Origin of the sequence: Mobilisporobacter senegalensis, assembly GCF_003752155.1 — a bacterium.
GTDB lineage: Bacteria > Bacillota > Clostridia > Lachnospirales > Lachnospiraceae > Mobilisporobacter > Mobilisporobacter senegalensis.
Genome location: NZ_RJVG01000011.1, coordinates 112,448 through 132,880, shown reverse-complemented (window position 1 = coordinate 132,880; position 20,433 = coordinate 112,448). Strand labels below are relative to the sequence as shown.

General features: G+C 35.7%; 12 protein-coding genes, 1 pseudogene and 1 other annotated feature. Of the genes and pseudogenes, 7 read left to right on the top strand and 6 right to left on the bottom strand.

Annotated features, from left to right (window positions below):
- The first annotated feature begins 143 nt into the window (after positions 1 to 143).
- Positions 144 to 1,379 (top strand): annotated as a pseudogene (locus tag EDD66_RS19060) (IS30 family transposase).
- A gap of 174 nt (positions 1,380 to 1,553) precedes the next feature.
- On the opposite strand, the gene leuS reads toward EDD66_RS19060, so the two are convergent.
- From leuS to EDD66_RS15455, 4 genes are all read right to left on the bottom strand, one after another.
- The gene (gene leuS / locus EDD66_RS15470) at positions 1,554 to 3,962 is read right to left on the bottom strand and encodes a leucine--tRNA ligase (protein WP_123610480.1); all 2,409 of its coding nucleotides are present in this window, start codon (positions 3,960 to 3,962) and stop codon (positions 1,554 to 1,556) included.
- Between the two features lie 212 nt (positions 3,963 to 4,174).
- Positions 4,175 to 4,388: a binding site (T-box leader), on the bottom strand.
- A 22-nt stretch (positions 4,389 to 4,410) separates the two neighbouring features.
- Entirely contained in the window at positions 4,411 to 5,976 is a 1,566-nt protein-coding gene (locus EDD66_RS18520) for a L,D-transpeptidase family protein (protein ID WP_170164387.1), read from the bottom strand.
- A gap of 55 nt (positions 5,977 to 6,031) precedes the next feature.
- Positions 6,032 to 7,765, bottom strand: a complete 1,734-nt coding sequence (locus tag EDD66_RS15460; RefSeq protein WP_123610479.1) for an ABC transporter ATP-binding protein — start codon at positions 7,763 to 7,765, stop codon at positions 6,032 to 6,034.
- On the bottom strand, positions 7,765 to 9,537 hold the full coding sequence (locus EDD66_RS15455; protein WP_123610478.1) for an ABC transporter ATP-binding protein: 1,773 nt from the start codon (positions 9,535 to 9,537) through the stop codon (positions 7,765 to 7,767). The genes EDD66_RS15460 and EDD66_RS15455 overlap by 1 nt, the downstream gene beginning before the upstream one ends.
- A gap of 179 nt (positions 9,538 to 9,716) precedes the next feature.
- Between EDD66_RS15455 and EDD66_RS15450 the strand changes: the two genes are divergently transcribed.
- The 5 genes from EDD66_RS15450 (at position 9,717) to larE (ending at position 15,442) form a co-directional block, all read left to right on the top strand.
- On the top strand, positions 9,717 to 10,319 hold the full coding sequence (locus EDD66_RS15450; protein ID WP_243115387.1) for a DedA family protein: 603 nt from the start codon (positions 9,717 to 9,719) through the stop codon (positions 10,317 to 10,319).
- A gap of 82 nt (positions 10,320 to 10,401) precedes the next feature.
- Complete coding sequence (gene truA, locus EDD66_RS15445; RefSeq protein ID WP_123610477.1) at positions 10,402 to 11,148, top strand: tRNA pseudouridine(38-40) synthase TruA; 747 nt, start codon at positions 10,402 to 10,404, stop codon at positions 11,146 to 11,148.
- Between the two features lie 242 nt (positions 11,149 to 11,390).
- Entirely contained in the window at positions 11,391 to 14,090 is a 2,700-nt protein-coding gene (locus EDD66_RS15440; protein ID WP_123610476.1) for a calcium-translocating P-type ATPase, PMCA-type, read from the top strand.
- Positions 14,091 to 14,193: 103 nt separating this feature from the next.
- The gene (locus tag EDD66_RS15435) at positions 14,194 to 14,403 is read left to right on the top strand and encodes a hypothetical protein (RefSeq protein WP_123610475.1); all 210 of its coding nucleotides are present in this window, start codon (positions 14,194 to 14,196) and stop codon (positions 14,401 to 14,403) included.
- A 226-nt stretch (positions 14,404 to 14,629) separates the two neighbouring features.
- Complete coding sequence (gene larE / locus EDD66_RS15430; RefSeq protein WP_123610474.1) at positions 14,630 to 15,442, top strand: ATP-dependent sacrificial sulfur transferase LarE; 813 nt, start codon at positions 14,630 to 14,632, stop codon at positions 15,440 to 15,442.
- A 227-nt stretch (positions 15,443 to 15,669) separates the two neighbouring features.
- Here the strand turns inward: larE and eno are convergent, their stop codons facing one another.
- The gene (gene eno / locus EDD66_RS15425) at positions 15,670 to 16,983 is read right to left on the bottom strand and encodes a phosphopyruvate hydratase (RefSeq protein WP_123610473.1); all 1,314 of its coding nucleotides are present in this window, start codon (positions 16,981 to 16,983) and stop codon (positions 15,670 to 15,672) included.
- Positions 16,984 to 17,130: 147 nt separating this feature from the next.
- The gene (locus EDD66_RS15420; RefSeq protein WP_123610472.1) at positions 17,131 to 18,645 is read right to left on the bottom strand and encodes a carboxypeptidase M32; all 1,515 of its coding nucleotides are present in this window, start codon (positions 18,643 to 18,645) and stop codon (positions 17,131 to 17,133) included.
- Between the two features lie 338 nt (positions 18,646 to 18,983).
- On the opposite strand from EDD66_RS15420, the gene argH reads away from it, so the two are divergent.
- Entirely contained in the window at positions 18,984 to 20,369 is a 1,386-nt protein-coding gene (gene argH / locus EDD66_RS15415) for an argininosuccinate lyase (RefSeq protein WP_123610491.1), read from the top strand.
- Positions 20,370 to 20,433 lie beyond the last annotated feature (64 nt).

The following is a 20,433-nucleotide window of genomic DNA, read 5'->3' as shown; positions in this document are numbered from 1 at the left end:
GCTTAATAAAGCCTTGAAAATACTGGGATTGTGGAATTTTGGGGTGCACATAATTCTAATACCAGGATGTGGAACTTCAGATTTCATTCAACGTTTATGATATGATAATAATCGGCACCTGTCTGTTAGGGAGGAATTCTAATATGAACAAAAATTTAAAAGCAAATCAAAAACACCTCACACTATCAGACCGAATTTTTATTGAGCAAGAACTTTTACAAGGAAGTAATTTTAGAACAATTGCTTCTACTTATATAAAGACTCAACTACTATCTCTAAAGAAATACGTCGTTCATCCGATATCATTCCTGCACTTTCACTCAAGCAAAAACATCTGGATTGTATGGATTTTAGAGATTGTAATGAACATAGTACTTGCGGTTTTAAAAAGTGCAAAGATCTTTGCAAGTATTTTCGTCAGAATCTAATTGTCTATTGTCTATTTTTCAATCCTTATAGTTGTATAAAACCCAAAAGACCACCTTATGTTTGTAATGGGTGTACATTCTTTAACAAATGTCCACTTGAAAATCGTACCTACTCCGCTATAAATGCTCTGATTTCACCTTTGATATTAAAGGGACAGCCATTAAGTCATATATTTGCAGTTCATGGTGATGAAATTCCTTGCTCGCGTAGGACCTTATATAATTACTTTGATCAACGTATTTTCCAGACTAGACATTGATTTACCAAGAAGAGTTCGTTATAAAAAGCGTAGAAAATTAGTAAAACCTCGAACAAAGGATAGGAATCAGGTGTATCGGAACAAACGTACTTATAAGGATTTTGAACGATTTATGGTAGCACATCCTGAAATGGAAGTAATAGAAATGGATACAGTAAAGGGGGGAGTAGAATCTGGTAAATGTCTACTTACACTGCTCTTTCGAAACTCTTGTTTTATGTTAGTGATTCTACTTAAAAGATGTACTCAGGAATGTGTCGTAAATGCAATCAATGAATTAGCTGATACACTTTCTATCCAACTCTTTCGATAGGCTTTTCCTGTCATATTAACAGATACTGGATCTGAATTCAAAACTCCATATGATATTGAAAAAACTGCAGATGGTAAACATCGTACTTACGTATTTTATTGCGATCCTTATGTTTCAAATCAAAAAGCTCGACTAGAAAAGAACCATGAATACATAAGATATGTAATTCCTAAGGGACGAAGTATGTACAAATATACTCAAGTAGATATCAACTTAATGACAAGCCATATCAATAGTACAGCTAGGGATAGTCTAAATGGGCGTTCACCTTTTGATCTAGCTAACTTACTTTTAGACAAAAGAATACCGCTCTTAACAGGACTAGAAAATGTCTCCCCAGACGAAGTCATGTTAAAACCGGCACTCTTAGAAAAATAGTATATTAGAGCAGACAGGTTGCCACCTAAAACTAAAAAATTAGTCCCAGACAGGTGGAATTTATTTTTTCATTTAACCACATTGAATTAAAACCTTGACAACTCCAAAAGTTTTATTGTTTAGACTTTCTACTACAAGGGGAACATATCAAATTAACCGACCTCCCTAATGGCATTATTTTATAACGATATTTACGATCTTACCAGGTACATAAATTTCTTTTACTATAGTTCCTGTTAATTTATCTGCTACTACTTCTTTTGCCTTTGCAATGATCTCATCTTTATCTGCCTCTGCCGGCACTGATACTGTACCTTTCGTTTTACCATTAATCTGGATTGGAATTTCTAATTCATCATCCTTCATGGCATTTTCATCTGCTTCTGGCCAGGTCTCTTCAAATACAGACGTTTCATGACCTAACTCTGCCCATAATTCAGAAGAAACATGAGGTATAAATGGTGCAAGTAAAATAATAGCAGTTTCTAAGGTTTCTTTATCCAGTCCGCCATTTTTAGATAAGTCGATTAATTTATTGTTGTATTCCATAAATCCACTGACAACTGTATTAAGGCTAAAGTTCTCAAGACGTTCTGTAATAGTATGGACCATCTTATTGCGGATCTTGATCATTTCTTTTGTTGGAGCAACGTCTTTTTCTTTATTCTCCATAACAAGATTATAGAAACGGTTAATAAAACGATATACTCCATCGATTCCTCTTTCATCCCATTCGGAATCAAGTTCTGGCGGTCCTACGAATAATTCATATAATCTTAGGGAATCACAACCATAATCCTGCACTAAATCATCCGGTGATACCACATTTCCTTTGGACTTGCTCATTTTAATACCATTCTTTCCGTTTATCATACCTTGATTGAATAATTTGGTAAATGGTTCATCAAAATCAACTACTCCGATATCATGTAAGAACTTTGTATAGAATCTTGAATATAAAAGATGTAATACGGCATGTTCTACACCACCAATATACATATCTACCGGTAATAACTTCTCTGCTTTTTCTTTGGATACTAATTCATTATCATTCTTGTTATCCACATATCTTAAGAAATACCAGGAGGATCCTGCCCACTGAGGCATTGTATTGGTTTCTCTCTTGGCAGGTGCACCACAAGCCGGGCAAGTTGTATTCACCCATTCATGGATATCTGCAAGGGGAGATTCTCCTGTTCCGGTTGGCTGATATTTCTCAACTTCCGGAAGCAATAATGGCAATTGATCTTCAGGAACCGGAACAGCTCCACAATGTTCACAATGAACGATTGGAATAGGTTCCCCCCAATAACGTTGTCTTGAAAATACCCAGTCTCTTAATTTATAGTTGGTCGTTTTTTTGCCAATACCGCGTGCTTCAAGGATCCCTGGTACATCACGCTTTGCATCAAGAGAATTCATACCATTAAATTCTCCGGAATTAATCATAATTCCAGGTTCTGTATAAGCTTCTGTTAAGTCAGGATTTTCTACTCCCTCCTTTGCAATAACCTGAATAATTGGAATATTAAATTTCTTAGCAAACTCAAAGTCTCTATCATCATGTGCCGGTACGCACATAATCGCTCCAGTACCATAATCTGCAAGTACATAGTCTGAAATCCAGATAGGAACTAATTCTTTATTTAAAGGATTAATTGCATAACTTCCTGTAAATACACCTGTTTTCTCTTTGTCCTGTAATCTGTCTACAGAGGATTTCATGGATGCTTTAAAGATATAATCTTCAACAAGGGATTTTTGTTCATCCGTTGCGATCTGGGCTGCAAGAACATGTTCCGGCGCCAATACCATAAATGTCGCACCGTATAAAGTATCCGGTCTTGTGGTATATACTTTAATTGTTTCTTCTCTTCCCTCTAAAGCAAAATCAACTTCTGCACCATAACTTTTACCGATCCAGTCTGATTGCATTTTTTTAACTTTTTCCGGCCATTCCAACTTATCAAGATCTTCTAATAATCTATCAGCATATTCTGTAATCTTGAGCATCCATTGTCTTAAGTTCTTCTTTGTTACAGGGGCGCCGCAACGTTCACAGCTTCCATCTACTACTTCTTCATTTGCAAGTCCTGTTTTACAGTCCGGACACCAGTTGATCGGCATTTCTTTCTCATATGCAAGACCGGCTTTAAACATCTTTACAAAGATCCATTGAGTCCATTTGTAAAAGGCGGGATCTGTTGTATTCACTTCCATGTCCCAGTCATAGATTGCAGCAATTTCGTTAATTTGTCTCTTAATATTCGCTACATTCTCAGCCGTTGATTTGCTTGGATGCACACCCATCTTAATTGCATAATTTTCTGCTGGAAGTCCAAATGCATCCCATCCCATCGGATGAATAATATAATAACCTTTTAATATCTTATAACGGCTCCAAACGTCACTGATTACATAGCCTCTCCAGTGACCTACATGTAAACCGCTTCCGGATGGATATGGGAACATATCTAAACAATAATATTTTGATTTCTTACCGTCATTGATATTTACTGGGTGTTCTTCCCAGACTTTACGCCACTTCTTTTCAATTTCCTTATGATTATAAGGTGTTGCCATAATTAATTCCTCCTATACTGAAATCGTCTATTTACCGACGTAAACCTGTAAGTTACTAACGTAACTCTCAGGTTCGTGGGCAGTCGCCCACTGCCAATACATACTAAGATGAAATTTCATGGAAGCATGATTCCATCTTAGTATGCATTAGCACCCGGCTCGTTGCCTTCACGCAAAAAATCCTTTCCGTCCCTACCGTACAAATTTGTACAAATAGAGACGAAAAGGACAATATTCCGTGGTACCACTCTAATTCGTTTATTAATAAACGCACTCATTATTCTATAACGGGAATACCCGCTCTAATCTACTTACTTTCAACCAGAGGGCTCAAAGGCGAGTTCAGAGATTCTTCCTACTGTCTTGCACCACCCGGCAGTTCTCTTAAAGTCATTCTCTCTTACTACTCCTTGTCAACGCTGATATCGCTATTATCTTGCATTGATTATTATTCTATATCAGGAGCCTCGGCTTTGTCAAGGGGTATTGTGAATACTGCAGTTGCTATCTCTTCATTACCGGAATCATCCTTTACAGAATAGGTTACGGTATATTTATTATCAGCAGGTTTTGAAATAGATACTGTCAGCTTCCAGGTAACATCCCTGCCATTATCCGTAGCCTTAACTCCTTGTTTTACATAACTATCATTGATTACATATCCTAAAGGTAATTCCTGGTCTTTTACTCCTTCGATCTTAAGAAAATCTGTAATGGCAAACAAAGCATTCTCCATGGCAGCATTACCGCATCCATCGGATACTTCATAAGTTACATTATAAGTATGGTCTTTATTATCAATAATAGTGACAGTGATATCCTTATTCTCTAAATTGGCATAATCATCTAAAACTGTAATACCTTTTAATGCAAATTCCTTGTCGACCACAGTATCCCATGCTATTTCTCTGTCTGTGACTCCAATAATTGCAGGAGCTTCCCTGTCAATGGAAATTAGGGCCACAGCAGATGCCTTCTTTCCATTTGGAGCTGTTACGAGATAATCGATCGTATAGGTATCATCTTCATTCTTTGTAATATCTGTCTTAATATATTCAATCGTCAGAACTTGTTTCCCTGCTTTTGCTTTTACTCCTTTTAATGCAAATGCCCTGTCAATTTTAACATCTTTTGATACTACCTGATCCACTACACCAGTAAGAACAGGTATTGAAGTATCTTTTAATACTTTAAAAGTTACAGTCTTGGATGCTTTTCTTCCAAGGAGATCTGTAATACTGTATGTAATTTTATAATTACCTGCTTTATTTGAATTTACTTTTCCACTGATCTTTATATCTGACGTGATATACAGCCCTGCAGTAGATAAGGCCTTCACTCCTCTTTTTAGATCAACTTTTTCTCCATATTTTATTGTTTGATTCTTAGCACCAACAATCGTTGGCTTCTTATTATTATATGGATTACCCTTGCTCCAGATATCTGTTGGATCCCAACCTGTCCCCTCTTTAATCTTAATAGCCTGTGGTTTCCCAAGAGGACCCGGGTCTTTACTATTATATATTTCTACTGTAGTTCCAATTGGACAATTATCATAAATCCATTTTGCATCCGCTACGGACACTCTTACGCAGCCATGAGAAGCAGCTGTCCCTAATTTGTTATACTGCCTTGCAGATAATGTAGATGGATCAGGCTTATAATACCATACAGAATGGAATAAAATTCCCTTTGTAATTCTGGTTGAATATTGTCCCCATACATCTCCATCAAGTAGTCTCCAGCGATAACGTTCGGGTGTTTTAAATGTTCCTAAAGGTGTTGCTACACCTGTAGAACATACAAAAGCTTTATATGGAACAGTATATTTACCGGATTTATCCTTCTTATATACTGTAATCACATTTTGTTGTTTATTGACCTTTAATAAATATGGGTATGTGGTTGCCGCAGTTACATTTTGATATTTTGTAAATGCAAGACAGAGGAACATCAGAGTGAGCACCCCCATTATGATCTTAGAGAGTCCCATCTTATATCGTACCCTGTTCATTTTAACACTTCCTTTCTATTTCAGCCTTCAAGGGATTCAGTTCTTTCAATATTTATTATTCAGCAAATTGACTGTGATACATTGTATAATAGAAACCTTTCTTTTTCAAAAGTTCTTCATGATTTCCCTTTTCAATAATATCGCCATCTTTAAGAACTAAAATTACATCAGCTTCACGAATTGTTGATAATCTATGTGCAATTACAAAACTTGTTCTTCCTTCCATCATTTTGGAAAAAGCTTTCTGTATCTTAATCTCAGTACGAGTATCTATGTTACTGGTGGCTTCGTCGAGAATTAAGATGGATGGGTTGGTAAGCATGACTCTGGTAATTGTAAGAAGTTGTTTTTGCCCCTGTGACAGATTTCCTCCATCTTCAGTTATTTCCGTATCATAACCCTTTGGTAATCTTTTTATAAAACTATGTGCCATAGATTCTTTTGCTGCATTTATAATTTCATTTCTGGTTGCTTCTGGTTTTCCATAAGCTACATTTTCTGCTACTGTCCCTTTAAACAGCCAGCTTTCCTGTAAAACCATACCTATAGATTGTCTTAAACTTTCCCTTGTCACATTATAAATACTATCCCCATCAATTATTATATTCCCAGAGTTCACATCATAGAACCTCATTATTAAATTAACCAGAGTTGTTTTACCGGATCCTGTTGGTCCTACAATAGCAATCATATTAGTTGGTTTTACGGACAAATCTAATTCCTTAATTAATGGTACATCCGGCCGATAGGAAAAACTCACCTTTTTGAATTCAACACTCCCCCTTGGATTATTGATTTCTTTTGCTGATTCCAAAACTTTTGCTTCACTCTCTTCATCAATAAGAGCAAATACTCTCTCGGCACTGGCAAATGCAGATTGTATTTGTGAGGATAAAGAAGTGATTTCATTGATGGGCTTTGCAAATTGATTGGAATAAGTAAGAAAACTTGCAATATTACCCACAGAAAGATGTCCTGCAATGGCCAATAATCCACCGATGACCGTTACTGCCACATAGGCTGTATTATTAATTAATCGTGTGGTTGGATTTGTAAGTGACGAATACCATTGTGCCTTTTGTCCCCAGTGATAAAGTTCCTCATTCATCTTCTTAAAGGCTTCCAAAGATCTATTTTCATAACCAAATGCTTTTACAACTTTTTGATTTCCAATCATCTCTTCCACATATCCATTTAATTCTCCCACAGTCTTTGACTGGTTGCTAAACATTTTCTTTGATTGCTTTGCAATAAAAGAAGCAATGAAGAAACACAAAGGTGTAATGATCAGAACAATCATCGTGATGAATGGATTGATTGCTAACATAAACCCAAAGCAGCCAGTTATAATAATTGCTGCAGACAGCACCTGTGTGATTCCCTGAAACAAGCCCTCTGATATAGCATCAATGTCATTTGTTAATTTACTGATGATATCCCCATGAGCTGTTTGATCAAAGAATTTCAAAGGCAAGGTATTCAGATGATCAAAAGCATCCTTCCTTATATCTTTCGTGATATGGCTGGCAGCCACATTACTTAAAATAGACATAAACCATTGGAACAAACTGCTTGTAAGATATAACGCCAGCAAAATACTAATAAGGGGGATCAGTCCACTAAAATCTACATTAGACGGGCCAATAATCTTATCTATGGCCTTTCCGGTTAAAAGTGGTGCAAAAATAAGTAATGTATTGGAAAAAAAACTGCAGATCAGTACCCCGATTAAGTTGATTTTATATTTACCCATATAAATCCATATTCGTCTTAAGGTTGATTTCTTCATTAATTCACCCCATTTTCCTGCATTTGGGACTGGCAGATTTCTTTATATAATTCACAATCCTGTATTAATTTCTCATGGTTTCCAATTCCCACGATTGCACCATCATCAAGGACAATTATCTTGTCTGCATTACGAATAGTACTTGCTCTTTGAGAAACAATAAAAGTTGTCATGTTCTTCGTATATTCTTTTATCCCTTTCCTTAACCTGCTATCTGTCACAAAATCCAGGGCGCTGAAACTATCATCTAATAACAGGATGGCTGGCTTACGGACAAGAGCCCTGGCAATGGTTAAGCGCTGCCTCTGACCGCCTGACAGATTCACTCCACCTCTTGATATCATCGTTTTATAACCATCTGGAAGTTTTTCAATAAATTCGGAAGCCATAGCTATGTCTGCCGCATTTTTGATTTCTTCATCCGTAGCATCTTCTTTCCCCCACCGGATATTCTCACTTATAGTCCCTGTAAAAAGGACTGACTTTTGGGGTACAACTCCTGTCATAGCTCTAAGGGATTGAATATCATACTTTCTAACATCTTTTCCATATATTTTAACCGAACCTTTCGATACATCATAGAAGCGTGGAATTAAATTAATAATACTGGATTTTCCAGAACCTGTACCTCCGATAACACCTATAGTTTCTCCTTTTCTCACTTGAAATGTGATATGTTCTATGGCTGCTTCACTTTCTTCATCATAATTCAATGAAACATCCGTAAACTCTACTATATATTCAGAATTCTCTGTTGCCTCTTCGGGTATATTCATTGTCCCATGGTCTGACCCGGCTTTTTCAGATAGTAATACAGGACTTTCAATAGAAGTTTCTGTCTCAAAAACTTCTATAATACGATTTGCAGAAGCAAAAGCCTTTGTAAAGATTACGACCAGATTAGAGATTACGATCAATGCTGCAAGGATTTGAGCGACATATCCAATAAAAGCAATTACCTGACCGGTTGTAAGTCTCCCAATATCTACCCTTATACTTCCAAACCAAAGGATCGCTCCAATTGCAAAATTCATGATTAAATTAGTCAGAGGGTTTAATAGCCCTGATATTTTCCCTACTTTCATGGCATTTATTGCATATTCTTCATTTTCAAGAGAAAAACGATTCTTTTCATGGTCTTCTCTGGCAAATGCACGAATGACACGGACACCACTTAGGTTTTCTCTAAGTATCAGGGAAATATTATCCAGCTTTCGCTGTACTTTCCCATATAGTGGGACTGATTTTTTCATGATAATTACCAGAATAAAGATAAAGATTGGAAGAACAATAATCATTATAGTGAATAAATGAATATCAATAAGAGCGGCCATAACAAGGCCTCCGATACATAGAAATGGAGCACGGATCACTAAACGGATTAACATGGCAACTGCTAATTGAACTTGATTTACATCATTCGTAATTCGATTAGTTAAAGAAGCAGTACCATATTTGTCTAATTCTGTGTTAGAGAAGATTGCTATTTTCTCAAAAAGTGCATTGCGAATACTTGTACCCGTCCCCTGGGATACAATAGATGCACTATACTGGCAGATTAATGCACAGATTATTCCCACAAATGCAATACCTAACATAAGTAAGCCCATGCGTATTACATAACCGGTATCATTATTTGCAACACCGATATCTATGATTTTTGACATAAGATAAGGAAGAATTAATTCAAGAATTGCTTCAATCAGTTTAAATAATGGACCAATAATAAGCAGCTTCGTATACGGTTTTAGATAGGATAATAATATTTTCATAGGGTCTTCTTTCTTTAAGAAATAATGTAGGTAAATAAGCGGCCTAATTATATTTTTAATAATATCCAAACGTTTTACATTCATACCATAATCAGCCGATATGCTTCTAATTATATCATTATCTTCATATTATGTTAATACCTAAAACCATTGTTTTTAATAACGAGCAGGAGGAATTCATGGAGTATTTTACAAATCTAATTTTTGAATATGGTTTAATCGCAATGTTTGTAATAATCATGTTGGAATATGCCTGTTTTCCAGTATCCAGTGAAATTGTGCTGCCTTTTTCCGGCGCAGTGGCATCCGTTTCCCATATCCCATTCTTATTAATTCTTCCGGTAAGTATTGTCGCTGGCCTCATTGGAACAAGTATATGCTATATAATTGGAAGATATGGAGGGACTCCTTTTATTCAAAGAATAATACATCGCTTTCCCAAAACAGAGAAAAGCATTAATGCTTCTTATGCCAACTTTGAGAAATATGGAACTTACGCTGTCTGCATATTAAGACTTATCCCTTTATGCCGTACATATATCGCTTTCATAGCTGGTGCCCTTGGACAGAATTATCTTGTATTTATAGTATCTTCCTTTATCGGAATCACTGTTTGGAATACTATTTTAATTGGGATTGGATATTTCCTGAAAGAGAATTGGAAGAATGTCATAGTTTATTATGATGAATATAAAACCTTTCTAATTCCCATACTTGTTATATTATTAATTCTTTTGGCAGCACGTCGTGTATTAAAAAAAGAAAAAGCTTCCCATATATAATTAAACTTGCTATTTTTTAGCCTAGAGGTTAAGATAAATATAAATCAAGCCAGCTTGATTTTACTTGACTTAGGAGGCAATTATGAGAAATATAAAATTAGTCATTGAATATGATGGTACAAGGTATGATGGCTGGCAAAAGCAGCCAAAACATGACAACCGTATTACCATACAGGATAAAATAGAAGATGTTCTGACAAAAATGGAGGGTGAAGAAATCTCCCTGATCGGTGCAGCCAGAACAGAAGCAGGAGTGCATGCTTATGGACAGATTGCTAATTTTACCACCAAAACAAATATGAAACTTTATGAGATCAAACACTATTTGAACCGTTTTCTTCCTAGAGATATTGCAATCCTTGAAGTATCTGAAGTCCCTGAAAGATTTCACAGCAGTTTTAATGCTGCTGCTTTTGAATATCAATACCATATTGCAATTGGTGAAGTAGCCCCCGTATTTGAAAGAAAATATACTTATTACTCTTTCCATGATCTTGATATCGTCAAGATGAGAGAGGCTTCAAAATATCTACTTGGACAACATGATTTTAAAACCTTTTCTGATAATAAGCGTATGAAAAAATCCACGGAAAGAACTATTATGTCAATTGATATCTATAATGATATTAAAGAGATCACCATAACTATAAAAGCCGATGATTTCTGGCCAAACATGGCAAGGATCATCGTAGGAACTTTAATGGAAGCCGGTCTTGGTAATATCGAGCCGGCAAAAATGAAAGATATCCTGGAAAGCAAAGATAGAGAGCAAGCCGGTCCGACTGCAGAAGCAAAAGGATTGTTTTTACTGGATGTTCATTATAACTGATGAATTCCTTTTTAGGGTGCACTTCTGTCATAAAAGTGAAAACAGCGTGTGAATTATTAATCCATAAAGGGACCTTGTCTCCGTTGGATAATAATCACACGCTATTTTTGTAAATCTAAAATGTGATAAACATTACTAACGTGAAAAGGGTGCGGTACAGCAGTTATATTTTTTCTACTTTTTCATATACTTAGCTAGGACTATCTTTAAAATTTTTACTGTCCCAGAAAGGAGTATAATATATGAATTGGCATAGTTTATCAATTAAAGATACTGCAAAAAAACTCTCGGTTACATTAGAATCGGGGTTGTCTAATAAAGAAGTGGAAAAAAGGCAAAAAAAGTATGGAAAAAACATATTAAAATCGAAAAAGAATAAAAGTACCCTTATTAAATTTCTGGAACAATTCAAAGATTTTATGATAATAACATTAATTGCTGCTGCCTTCATCTCTTTTTTAGTTTCTTTGCTACAGGGAGAAGTCGATTTTGTAGATCCCATTATTATCCTGATCATCATCACATTAAATGCCATACTTGGAACAATTCAGGAAAACAAAGCTGAAAAATCTCTGGAAGCATTAAAGAAGATGTCTGCTCCCACTGCCAAAGTGCTTAGAGGAGGCATTGTATCTATCGTAGATTCTAAGGAATTAGTACCTGGGGACATTATCCTTTTAGAATCCGGACATTATGTTCCTGCAGATGCAAGGTTAATTGAATCCGTAAATCTTAAAGTAGAAGAATCTTCTCTTACCGGGGAATCCCATCCAGTTGAAAAAGATAGTTCTTGTGTTCTTGAAGAATCCACGCTGATATCCGAGAGAAAAAATTTAGTTATGGCCACCAGCGTTGTAACCTATGGCCGTGGCAGTGCCATCGTGATCCATACCGGCATGGATACTGAAGTTGGACATATTGCAAGCCTTATTATGGATGATACTGCACCTATGACACCCTTACAAAAGAGACTTGCAAAAACCAGTAAATCTCTTGGTATAGCAGCCCTTTTGATATGTATTGTCATCTTTATCATTGGAATTATAAAACAAATGCCTATCTTTGATATGTTTATGACTTCTGTAAGCCTTGCAGTGGCCGCAATTCCAGAAGGACTTCCTGCTATTGTTACTATTATGCTTTCCTTAGGAGTACAAAGGATGGCAAAGAAGAATGCTGTTATTCGTAAATTGCCTGCTGTTGAGACACTGGGAAGTGCAACGGTCATTTGTTCTGATAAAACAGGAACTTTAACACAGAATAAAATGACGGTGACAGACATTTCTTCCATTGATGGGACAGAACGTCTGGATGGAAAATTTGCAAAATTTATCTTGACCCTGGCATCTTTATGCAATGATTCCATTTTACAGGTAAATAAAAAGGAAGCCATTGCAACGGGTGAGCCGACGGAAAGTGCTTTAGTCGTAGCAGCATATCATGCAGGTCTCACAAAAATCAAATTAGATCTTACATATAAAAGAATTTTTGAGATTCCTTTTGATTCCGGAAGAAAGCTCATGACAACTGTACATAAACTGAATGACCGTCTGGATGGCATGACGGAATTAAATAGTAAAAGCAGTAAATATATCAGTATTACAAAAGGAGCTCCTGATGTTCTGATAAATCGCTGCAGTTATATCTATGAGAATGGTAAAGTGATTCCTCTTACCAGTCTTAAGAAGAATCTTATTGGGAAACACAACCAGAGTATGGCAAACAATGCCTTAAGAGTAATTGCCACAGCATATAAAGAGATAAATTCTATTCCCTGCAATATTACAACATGTGGTGAAGTTTTAGAAAATGGTCTTGTCTTTGTGGGATTAATTGGTATGATCGATCCGCCAAGGAGCGAAGTAAAGGATGCTGTTCTTACATGTAAGATGGCCGGCATTAAACCAGTAATGATCACAGGGGATCATATCTCAACGGCTTGCGCTATTGCAAGAGATCTGGGAATACTTAATCTTAGAGAAAGATCCATTACCGGAAGCGAATTATCCCTAATGAGCGATGAAAGATTATCCGAAGAAATAGCTGATTACAGTGTGTTCGCACGAGTTTCCCCCGAACATAAAGTACGTATCGTAAAGGCATTCCAGGCAAAAGGTGAAGTGGTGGCAATGACTGGAGATGGTGTAAACGATGCTCCTGCATTAAAAGCTGCCGATATTGGATGTGCCATGGGTATTTCCGGTACAGATGTTGCCAAAAATGCTGCTGATATGATTTTAACCGATGACAATTTTGCCACTATTGTATCTGCAGTAAGAGAAGGCCGTGGAATATATGATAATATCAGAAAATCTGTCCATTTCCTTTTATCCAGTAATATAGGTGAGATCATAACCATATTTATTGCAATACTTTTTGGTCTTCCATCTCCTCTTCTGGCAGTACAGCTGCTATGGGTAAATCTTGTAACAGATTCCTTACCTGCAATTTCTTTAGGAGTGGAACCAGCGGAAAGAAATATAATGAAGAGAAAACCTATTTCTCCATCCAAAGGATTATTTGCGGATGGGCTTGTGTTTAAGATTATATTTGAAGGAATTATGATAGGCTCTCTGGCTCTATTCGCATTCGTTATAGGTATCCGTTATTTTGATGGGAACTCTATGGGAGGTGTGAATGGACCGATATATGGAAGGACAATGGCTTTTTGTGTCCTTAGCCTCTCACAATTATTCCATGCATTTAATATGAGAAGCACTCAATCCATTTTTACCATCGGTTTATTTACAAACCCAAGACTGTTACTTTCTTTTGCAATATGTACTTTCTTACAAATAGCCGTAATTATGTATCCGCCCCTTACGAAAGTTTTTGATGTTATTTCATTAAATAAAACTCAATGGCTCATTGTATTCTTATTGTCCATTGTACCGATTTTTGTTGTCGAACTACAGAAAAAAGTAAACCATAATTCCCATTGATAATATAGGAAAATGGTTGTATACTTTATATATTAAATAGTACAAAAGATATATAGAGTTGTGACTCTATAGTTATACATATTATTAGTATAGGAGTGGTACCATGCCTGAGACCTTGAAGAATTTTATGACACAATTACGACCATTTGAATTTACTGTTCCAGATACTATTTCCATGTATGATAATCTGCCCTACAAATGTGACGTGAATTTATGTAATCGCAGCAGTATAGCTTTGGAAAGTGGCAATGTGATTAAATCTTTTCGATGTAATTTTACCAATTATTATATGATAGGCCATCATGACTGCTAATCGTACTATATAATATATTGGTTATTGTTTACCGGAATGTCATTGGAGATGTATATTCATTTATCAAAAACCTTACTTTATAGTATAGTATCTATAGAGTAAGGTTTTTTCATAAGGCATAGATAACGTTTTACCTTTTTCATACTTGACACACTTATTATCTTAAAGTACGATTAATCTACATTATATATTATTTTACTATGAAATAATTAAGGAGAGAATATCCATGACATTACAAGAAAAATATAGCTTTCTTAAAAACTACATAAAAGATCTGGGAAGTTTGGCAGTCGCATACTCAGGTGGAGTTGACAGTACTTTTCTATTAAAAGTTGCTTATGATGTATTAGGTGATAAAGTCATTGCTGTTACTGCAACTTCTTCCACTTATCCTCAAAGGGAATTTGAAGAAGCCAAACGTTGGATCAAAGATATTGGAGCGACTCATATCATAATTGAATCGGAAGAATTAGATATAGAAGGCTTCACAGAAAACCCTACCAACCGCTGTTATTACTGTAAAAAAGAGCTGTTTCATAAAGTAAAAGAAGAAGCTTTACAAAGAAACATACAATATGTTGCAGATGGTTCTAATTTTGATGATTTAGGAGATTATCGCCCTGGAATGCAGGCAGCTGCTGAACTAAGTGTAGTTTCTCCTCTCAAGTTATCAAAAATGACAAAAGAAGATATCAGAATATTATCGAAAGAATTAGATCTACCTACCTGGAGCAAACCGGCCTTTGCTTGTTTGTCCTCTCGTTTTCCTTATGGCCATAAGATTACAAGAGAAAAATTATCAATGGTAGAAAGAGCTGAAAATTATCTGATTGATCTGGGATTCCGTCAGTTGAGGGTACGTCATCATGATGATACTGCCAGAATTGAATTAGGTGAAAAGGAATTTGAACGTTTTGTTGATAAGGATCTTATGAGACAGGTAGGAAAAGAATTCAAAGAAATTGGTTTTACATATGTGACACTGGATTTAAATGGTTATAGAACCGGAAGTATGAACGAAGTCCTAAAAGACATATAATAATGCATAATTCCACATTTACCATAAAAGAGGCTTTTACAAAAATATAAGATTCTCTGCATATAGGAAGAACTTTATATTTCGTAGATAATTTGTGCGATGTATGTGCGAAAAGCGGCAAGATAGAGAATGCCGCTGTCTTTCGCGCGATAGAGCACAAATTTCGAGAAATATAAAGTTCTTCTAATTTCCAAAAAATATATTTTGTAAAAGCCCCTTTTTAACTTTTATCTAAGGTGGGAAAATGCTTTTAATCCTGGATATACTGCTTCCTCGCCTAAATCCTGTTCAATACGAAGTAATTGATTATATTTTGCAACACGATCACTTCTTGAAGGTGCTCCGGTCTTAATCTGACCTGCATTTACTGCAACTGCGATATCTGCTAGAGTAACATCCTCTGTTTCACCGGAACGATGGGATACGATTGCAGTCCATTTATTATTCTTAGCCATTTCTATAGAATCTAATGTTTCAGTCAGTGATCCTATCTGGTTAAACTTAATTAATACAGAATTAGATACATGATTTGCAATACCTTTTTGAACTCTCTCTGTATTCGTTACAAATAAATCATCCCCTACAAGCTGAATCTTGTTGCCAAGGCGTTTTGTAAGTTCGCTCCAGCCTTCCCAGTCATCCTCTGCCAAACCATCCTCTAAGGAAATGATTGGATACTTATTGCACAAGTCTTCCCAATACTGTATCATTTGCTCTACAGTTTTGTATTCGCCGGATTTCCAGAATAGATATTCTCCTTTTCGTCCAGCCTTTGCTGCTTCTTCATACATTTCAGTAGATGCCGCATCCATAGCAATATAGAAATCTTCTCCTGACTTAAATCCAGCTGTTTCAACGGCTTTTACAATATATTGTAATGCCTGCTCATCAGAATCAAATTTTGGTGCAAACCCACCTTCGTCACCTACTGCTGTTACATAACCATCTGCTTTTAATAATTTCTTTAAAGTATGGAATACGGTAACACTCCATTCTAAACCTTGTGAAAAAGATTTTGCCCCAACCGGCATTATCATAAATTCTTGAATATTCAGACTGGAATCTGCATGCTTTCCACCATTGATTATGTTCATCATAGGAACCGGAAGTGTTTTTGCATTTGTTCCTCCAAGATAACGATATAATGGCATACCAAGAGAGGTCGCTGCTGCTTTTGCAACTGCTAAAGATACACCCAGGATTGCATTGGCACCAAATTTACCTTTGTTTGGAGTACCATCTGCCTGAATCATGGCCTTATCAAGCTTTGCCTGATCCAGTGCATTTAACCCAATAACCGCACGGGCAATCGGTCCATTTACATTCCCTACTGCCTTTAAGACACCTGTTCCCAGATATCTGTTCTTTTCGTTATCTCTAAGTTCAATTGCTTCATAAGCACCTGTAGAAGCACCTGATGGAACTGCTGCTCTTCCCTTACTTCCATCTTCTAATGTAACTTCTACTTCAACAGTAGGATTTCCTCTGGAGTCTAATATTTCTCTACCTAATACTTCTTTGATAATAAGATTGTTTTTCATACTGATTTCCTTTCCATCCCTTAAACTTGGATTATACAATGAAAGTTTACATGTATTAATATGAACGAAATGCAAAAAATATATACTTTTGCACTTCTATTCAAAGGTCAATTTGACCTTTCATTAAAAATATATATAATAAGAATCCTACTCTGTCTCTAAATGATAGACTTTAGAGTATTTTTCTTTTAAATATCTGATATAATAATCAACATTTAAATCTTCATCCATAATGTCCCTTAATAATTCCCTCATATTCTTCATAGTACCATATTGATGTACATTATCTTTCAAGTAATCAACAATAGGTTTTAAATCCCCGTGAAGAAGGTATTCATCAAAAGGCATAACAGATTTCATATGATAATATAATTGAGCTGCAATTGCATTGCCAATAGCATAGGATGGAAAATACCCAAAATCGCCGCCGGACCAATGGATATCCTGCAAGATCCCTTCTGCCGGATTGGCCGGTCTCATTCCAAGATATTCTTCATATTTATCATCCCATATCTTAGGAAGCTCTTCTAAACTAATTTCATTTCCAAAAATTAATTTCTCCATTTCATATCTTATCATAATATGGAATGTATATGTTAACTCATCTGCTTCGATTCTTATTAACCCTGGCTCTGCCTTATTAATGCCACGGATAAAATCTTCCAATGTTACAGAATTTAATTGCTCCGGAAATGTACTGACCAATTTTGGATAAATCGGTTTCCAGAATTCATAACTTCTGCCAATTACATTTTCAAAGAATCTGGACTGTGATTCATGAACTCCCATAGAAGTACCTGCACCTACAATTGTTTGAGTCAATTCATCAGAAATCCCCATTTCATAAATTGCATGTCCTGATTCATGTATAACTGAAAATATGGCATTCTCCAGGTTCTTCTCCTGATAATGAGTTGTAATCCTTACATCCCTGTTGTGAAGATTTGTTGAAAAAGGATGCTCACTTTCAGCCAGAATCCCTCTGTTAAAGTCAAAACCAATGTAAGAACTGATCCATTTACAAAAATCCCGTTGCTTCTCTATTGTATAAGAAAGAGAATTATAATCTTTTGATATAATATCATTATATTTAATAACTTTATTTAATAAAGGAATGATCTCTGTTTTTATTTTACCGAAGAAATCATCCAGAAAGTCCATGGTGATTCCTTCTTCAAAATCATCAAGTAATATATTATACGCTTTTTCTCCCTCTTTATTTCTGTAATTCGCAAATCGTTTTTTATATTCAATAAGCTTTCCTAATACAGGAGCAAACTCTTCATAATTGTTCTGTGCTCTTGCTTTAGCCCAGATACTTGGTGCCATTGCACTAAATTCACAAAATTCCTTATATTCCTTTGAAGGAATGGCTTCCAATTGACGGTATGTCCTGCGAAGCTGTTTAATGACAGCTCTTTCCCTCTCATTCAGCTTATTATACTCTTCCTTGGATTCTAACTTCTTTAATATATTTTTAACATCATCATTAATTAAAGCTTTAAACTGTTCATCTGATAATATTCCAATGGCTTTACTTGTATTAGAGATACCTTCTAATGGTGCTAAGGTCTCATTATCCCACTCTAATAGGGTTAATGCAGTAGTAAGAGCCATATTCTTATCCAAATATGGTTGTAATTGTTCCAATACCTTTTCCAATCTAATCATCTCCATTCTTACTTTTATCATTATGTAAGGATTGCAAAACGAATAAATATTCTGAATTTATGATACAATTCATACAGATCCTACAAGGATTTTCTCTATAAGTATATACGTTTATCAACCACTTCATACTCATATAATATTTCATTGGGTTTTTGGTATATATCTTTAGATATATACCATATAATTCCTCTTCTTGTCTGTATTTTATCACATTGTAATATGTAAATTCTACTAAAAAATTAAAATGTGATAAAAGTCACATTATTTTTTGTTGCATAAATATTCAAAAAGAGTTAATATATAAACAAAAGTATGAAATGAGGTTGAATATTATGAAACTATGGGGCGGACGCTTTACGAAAGAGACCAATGAATTAGTAAATAATTTTAATGCTTCTATCTCCTTTGATCAAAGGTTTTATAAGCAGGACATAGAAGGAAGTATTGCCCATGTATCTATGTTGGCAAAGCAAAATATAATTTCTCAGAATGAAAAAGAAGAAATCGTTCAGGGGTTGCAAGGGATAAAAGTGGATATTGAAAATGGTATTTTATGCATTGATGAACTTCACGAAGATATCCATAGCTTTGTAGAAGCAAATCTGATTGACAGAATTGGAGAAGCCGGTAAAAAACTCCATACAGGGAGAAGCCGTAATGATCAGGTAGCTCTTGACATGAAATTATATACAAGAGATGAAGTAACCGAAATAGATTCCCTGTTAAAAGAATTATTAGCAACACTGCTAACGGCCATGGAAAATCACATAGAAACCTTTATGCCTGGTTTCACTCATCTTCAGAAAGCCCAGCCCATTACATTAGCTCATCATCTTGGAGCATACTTCGAAATGTTTAAAAGGGACCGAAACCGGCTTCATGATATCTACGAGAGAATAAATTATTCTCCACTGGGGTCAGGCGCATTAGCCGGTACGACCTATCCCCTTGACCGGGAATATACGGCAGCACTTCTAAACTTTTACGGCCCTACTCTAAATAGTATGGATTCTGTATCTGATAGAGATTACCTGATTGAATTATTAAGTGCACTTTCCACGATTATGATGCATTTAAGCCGTTTTAGTGAAGAGATCATTATCTGGAATTCCAACGAATATCAATTCATTGAACTGGATGATGCCTATAGTACCGGCAGCAGCATTATGCCACAGAAGAAAAATCCTGACATCGCAGAATTAGTGAGAGGAAAAACAGGTCGTGTATATGGTTCTTTAATGTCATTACTCACTACCATGAAAGGAATTCCTCTCGCCTACAATAAGGATATGCAGGAAGATAAAGAACTTACCTTTGATGCCATTGATACGGTAAAAGGCTGCATCTCACTATTTAACGGGATGATCTCTACCATGACCTTTAAGAAAGATATTATGGAGTCTAGTGCAAAAAATGGTTTCACCAATGCAACTGATGCCGCTGATTATCTTGTAAATCATGGAGTACCTTTCCGTGATGCCCATGGAATCGTAGGACAGCTTGTTCTGTACTGCATTGAGAAAAACATTGCTCTGGATGATATGACCTTAGAGGAATATAAAAGAATTAGTCCTGTCTTTGAAGAAGATATCTATGAGGCAATCAGCCTTGAGACTTGTGTAAATAAAAGGACAACTATCGGTGCTCCGGGGAAAGAGGCAATGGAAAAAGTAATTAATGTATATAAAGAGTATCTTAATAATTATCAGAAATAAAGGTACCAATGGAGTACTTTCCTTATATTTTGCAGCTTTACTTCAATAAAGATGAAATAAAGCT

Coding starts and splice junctions, on each gene's coding strand:
- larE (WP_123610474.1), top strand. CDS start 14,630: ATGACATTACAAGAAAAATATAGCTTTCTTAAAAACTACATAAAAGAT.
- EDD66_RS15440 (WP_123610476.1), top strand. CDS start 11,391: ATGAATTGGCATAGTTTATCAATTAAAGATACTGCAAAAAAACTCTCG.
- EDD66_RS18520 (WP_170164387.1), bottom strand. CDS start 5,976: ATGAACAGGGTACGATATAAGATGGGACTCTCTAAGATCATAATGGGG.
- EDD66_RS15455 (WP_123610478.1), bottom strand. CDS start 9,537: ATGAAAATATTATTATCCTATCTAAAACCGTATACGAAGCTGCTTATT.
- EDD66_RS15435 (WP_123610475.1), top strand. CDS start 14,194: ATGCCTGAGACCTTGAAGAATTTTATGACACAATTACGACCATTTGAA.
- truA (WP_123610477.1), top strand. CDS start 10,402: ATGAGAAATATAAAATTAGTCATTGAATATGATGGTACAAGGTATGAT.
- EDD66_RS15450 (WP_243115387.1), top strand. CDS start 9,717: ATGGAGTATTTTACAAATCTAATTTTTGAATATGGTTTAATCGCAATG.
- eno (WP_123610473.1), bottom strand. CDS start 16,983: ATGAAAAACAATCTTATTATCAAAGAAGTATTAGGTAGAGAAATATTA.
- EDD66_RS15460 (WP_123610479.1), bottom strand. CDS start 7,765: ATGAAGAAATCAACCTTAAGACGAATATGGATTTATATGGGTAAATAT.
- leuS (WP_123610480.1), bottom strand. CDS start 3,962: ATGGCAACACCTTATAATCATAAGGAAATTGAAAAGAAGTGGCGTAAA.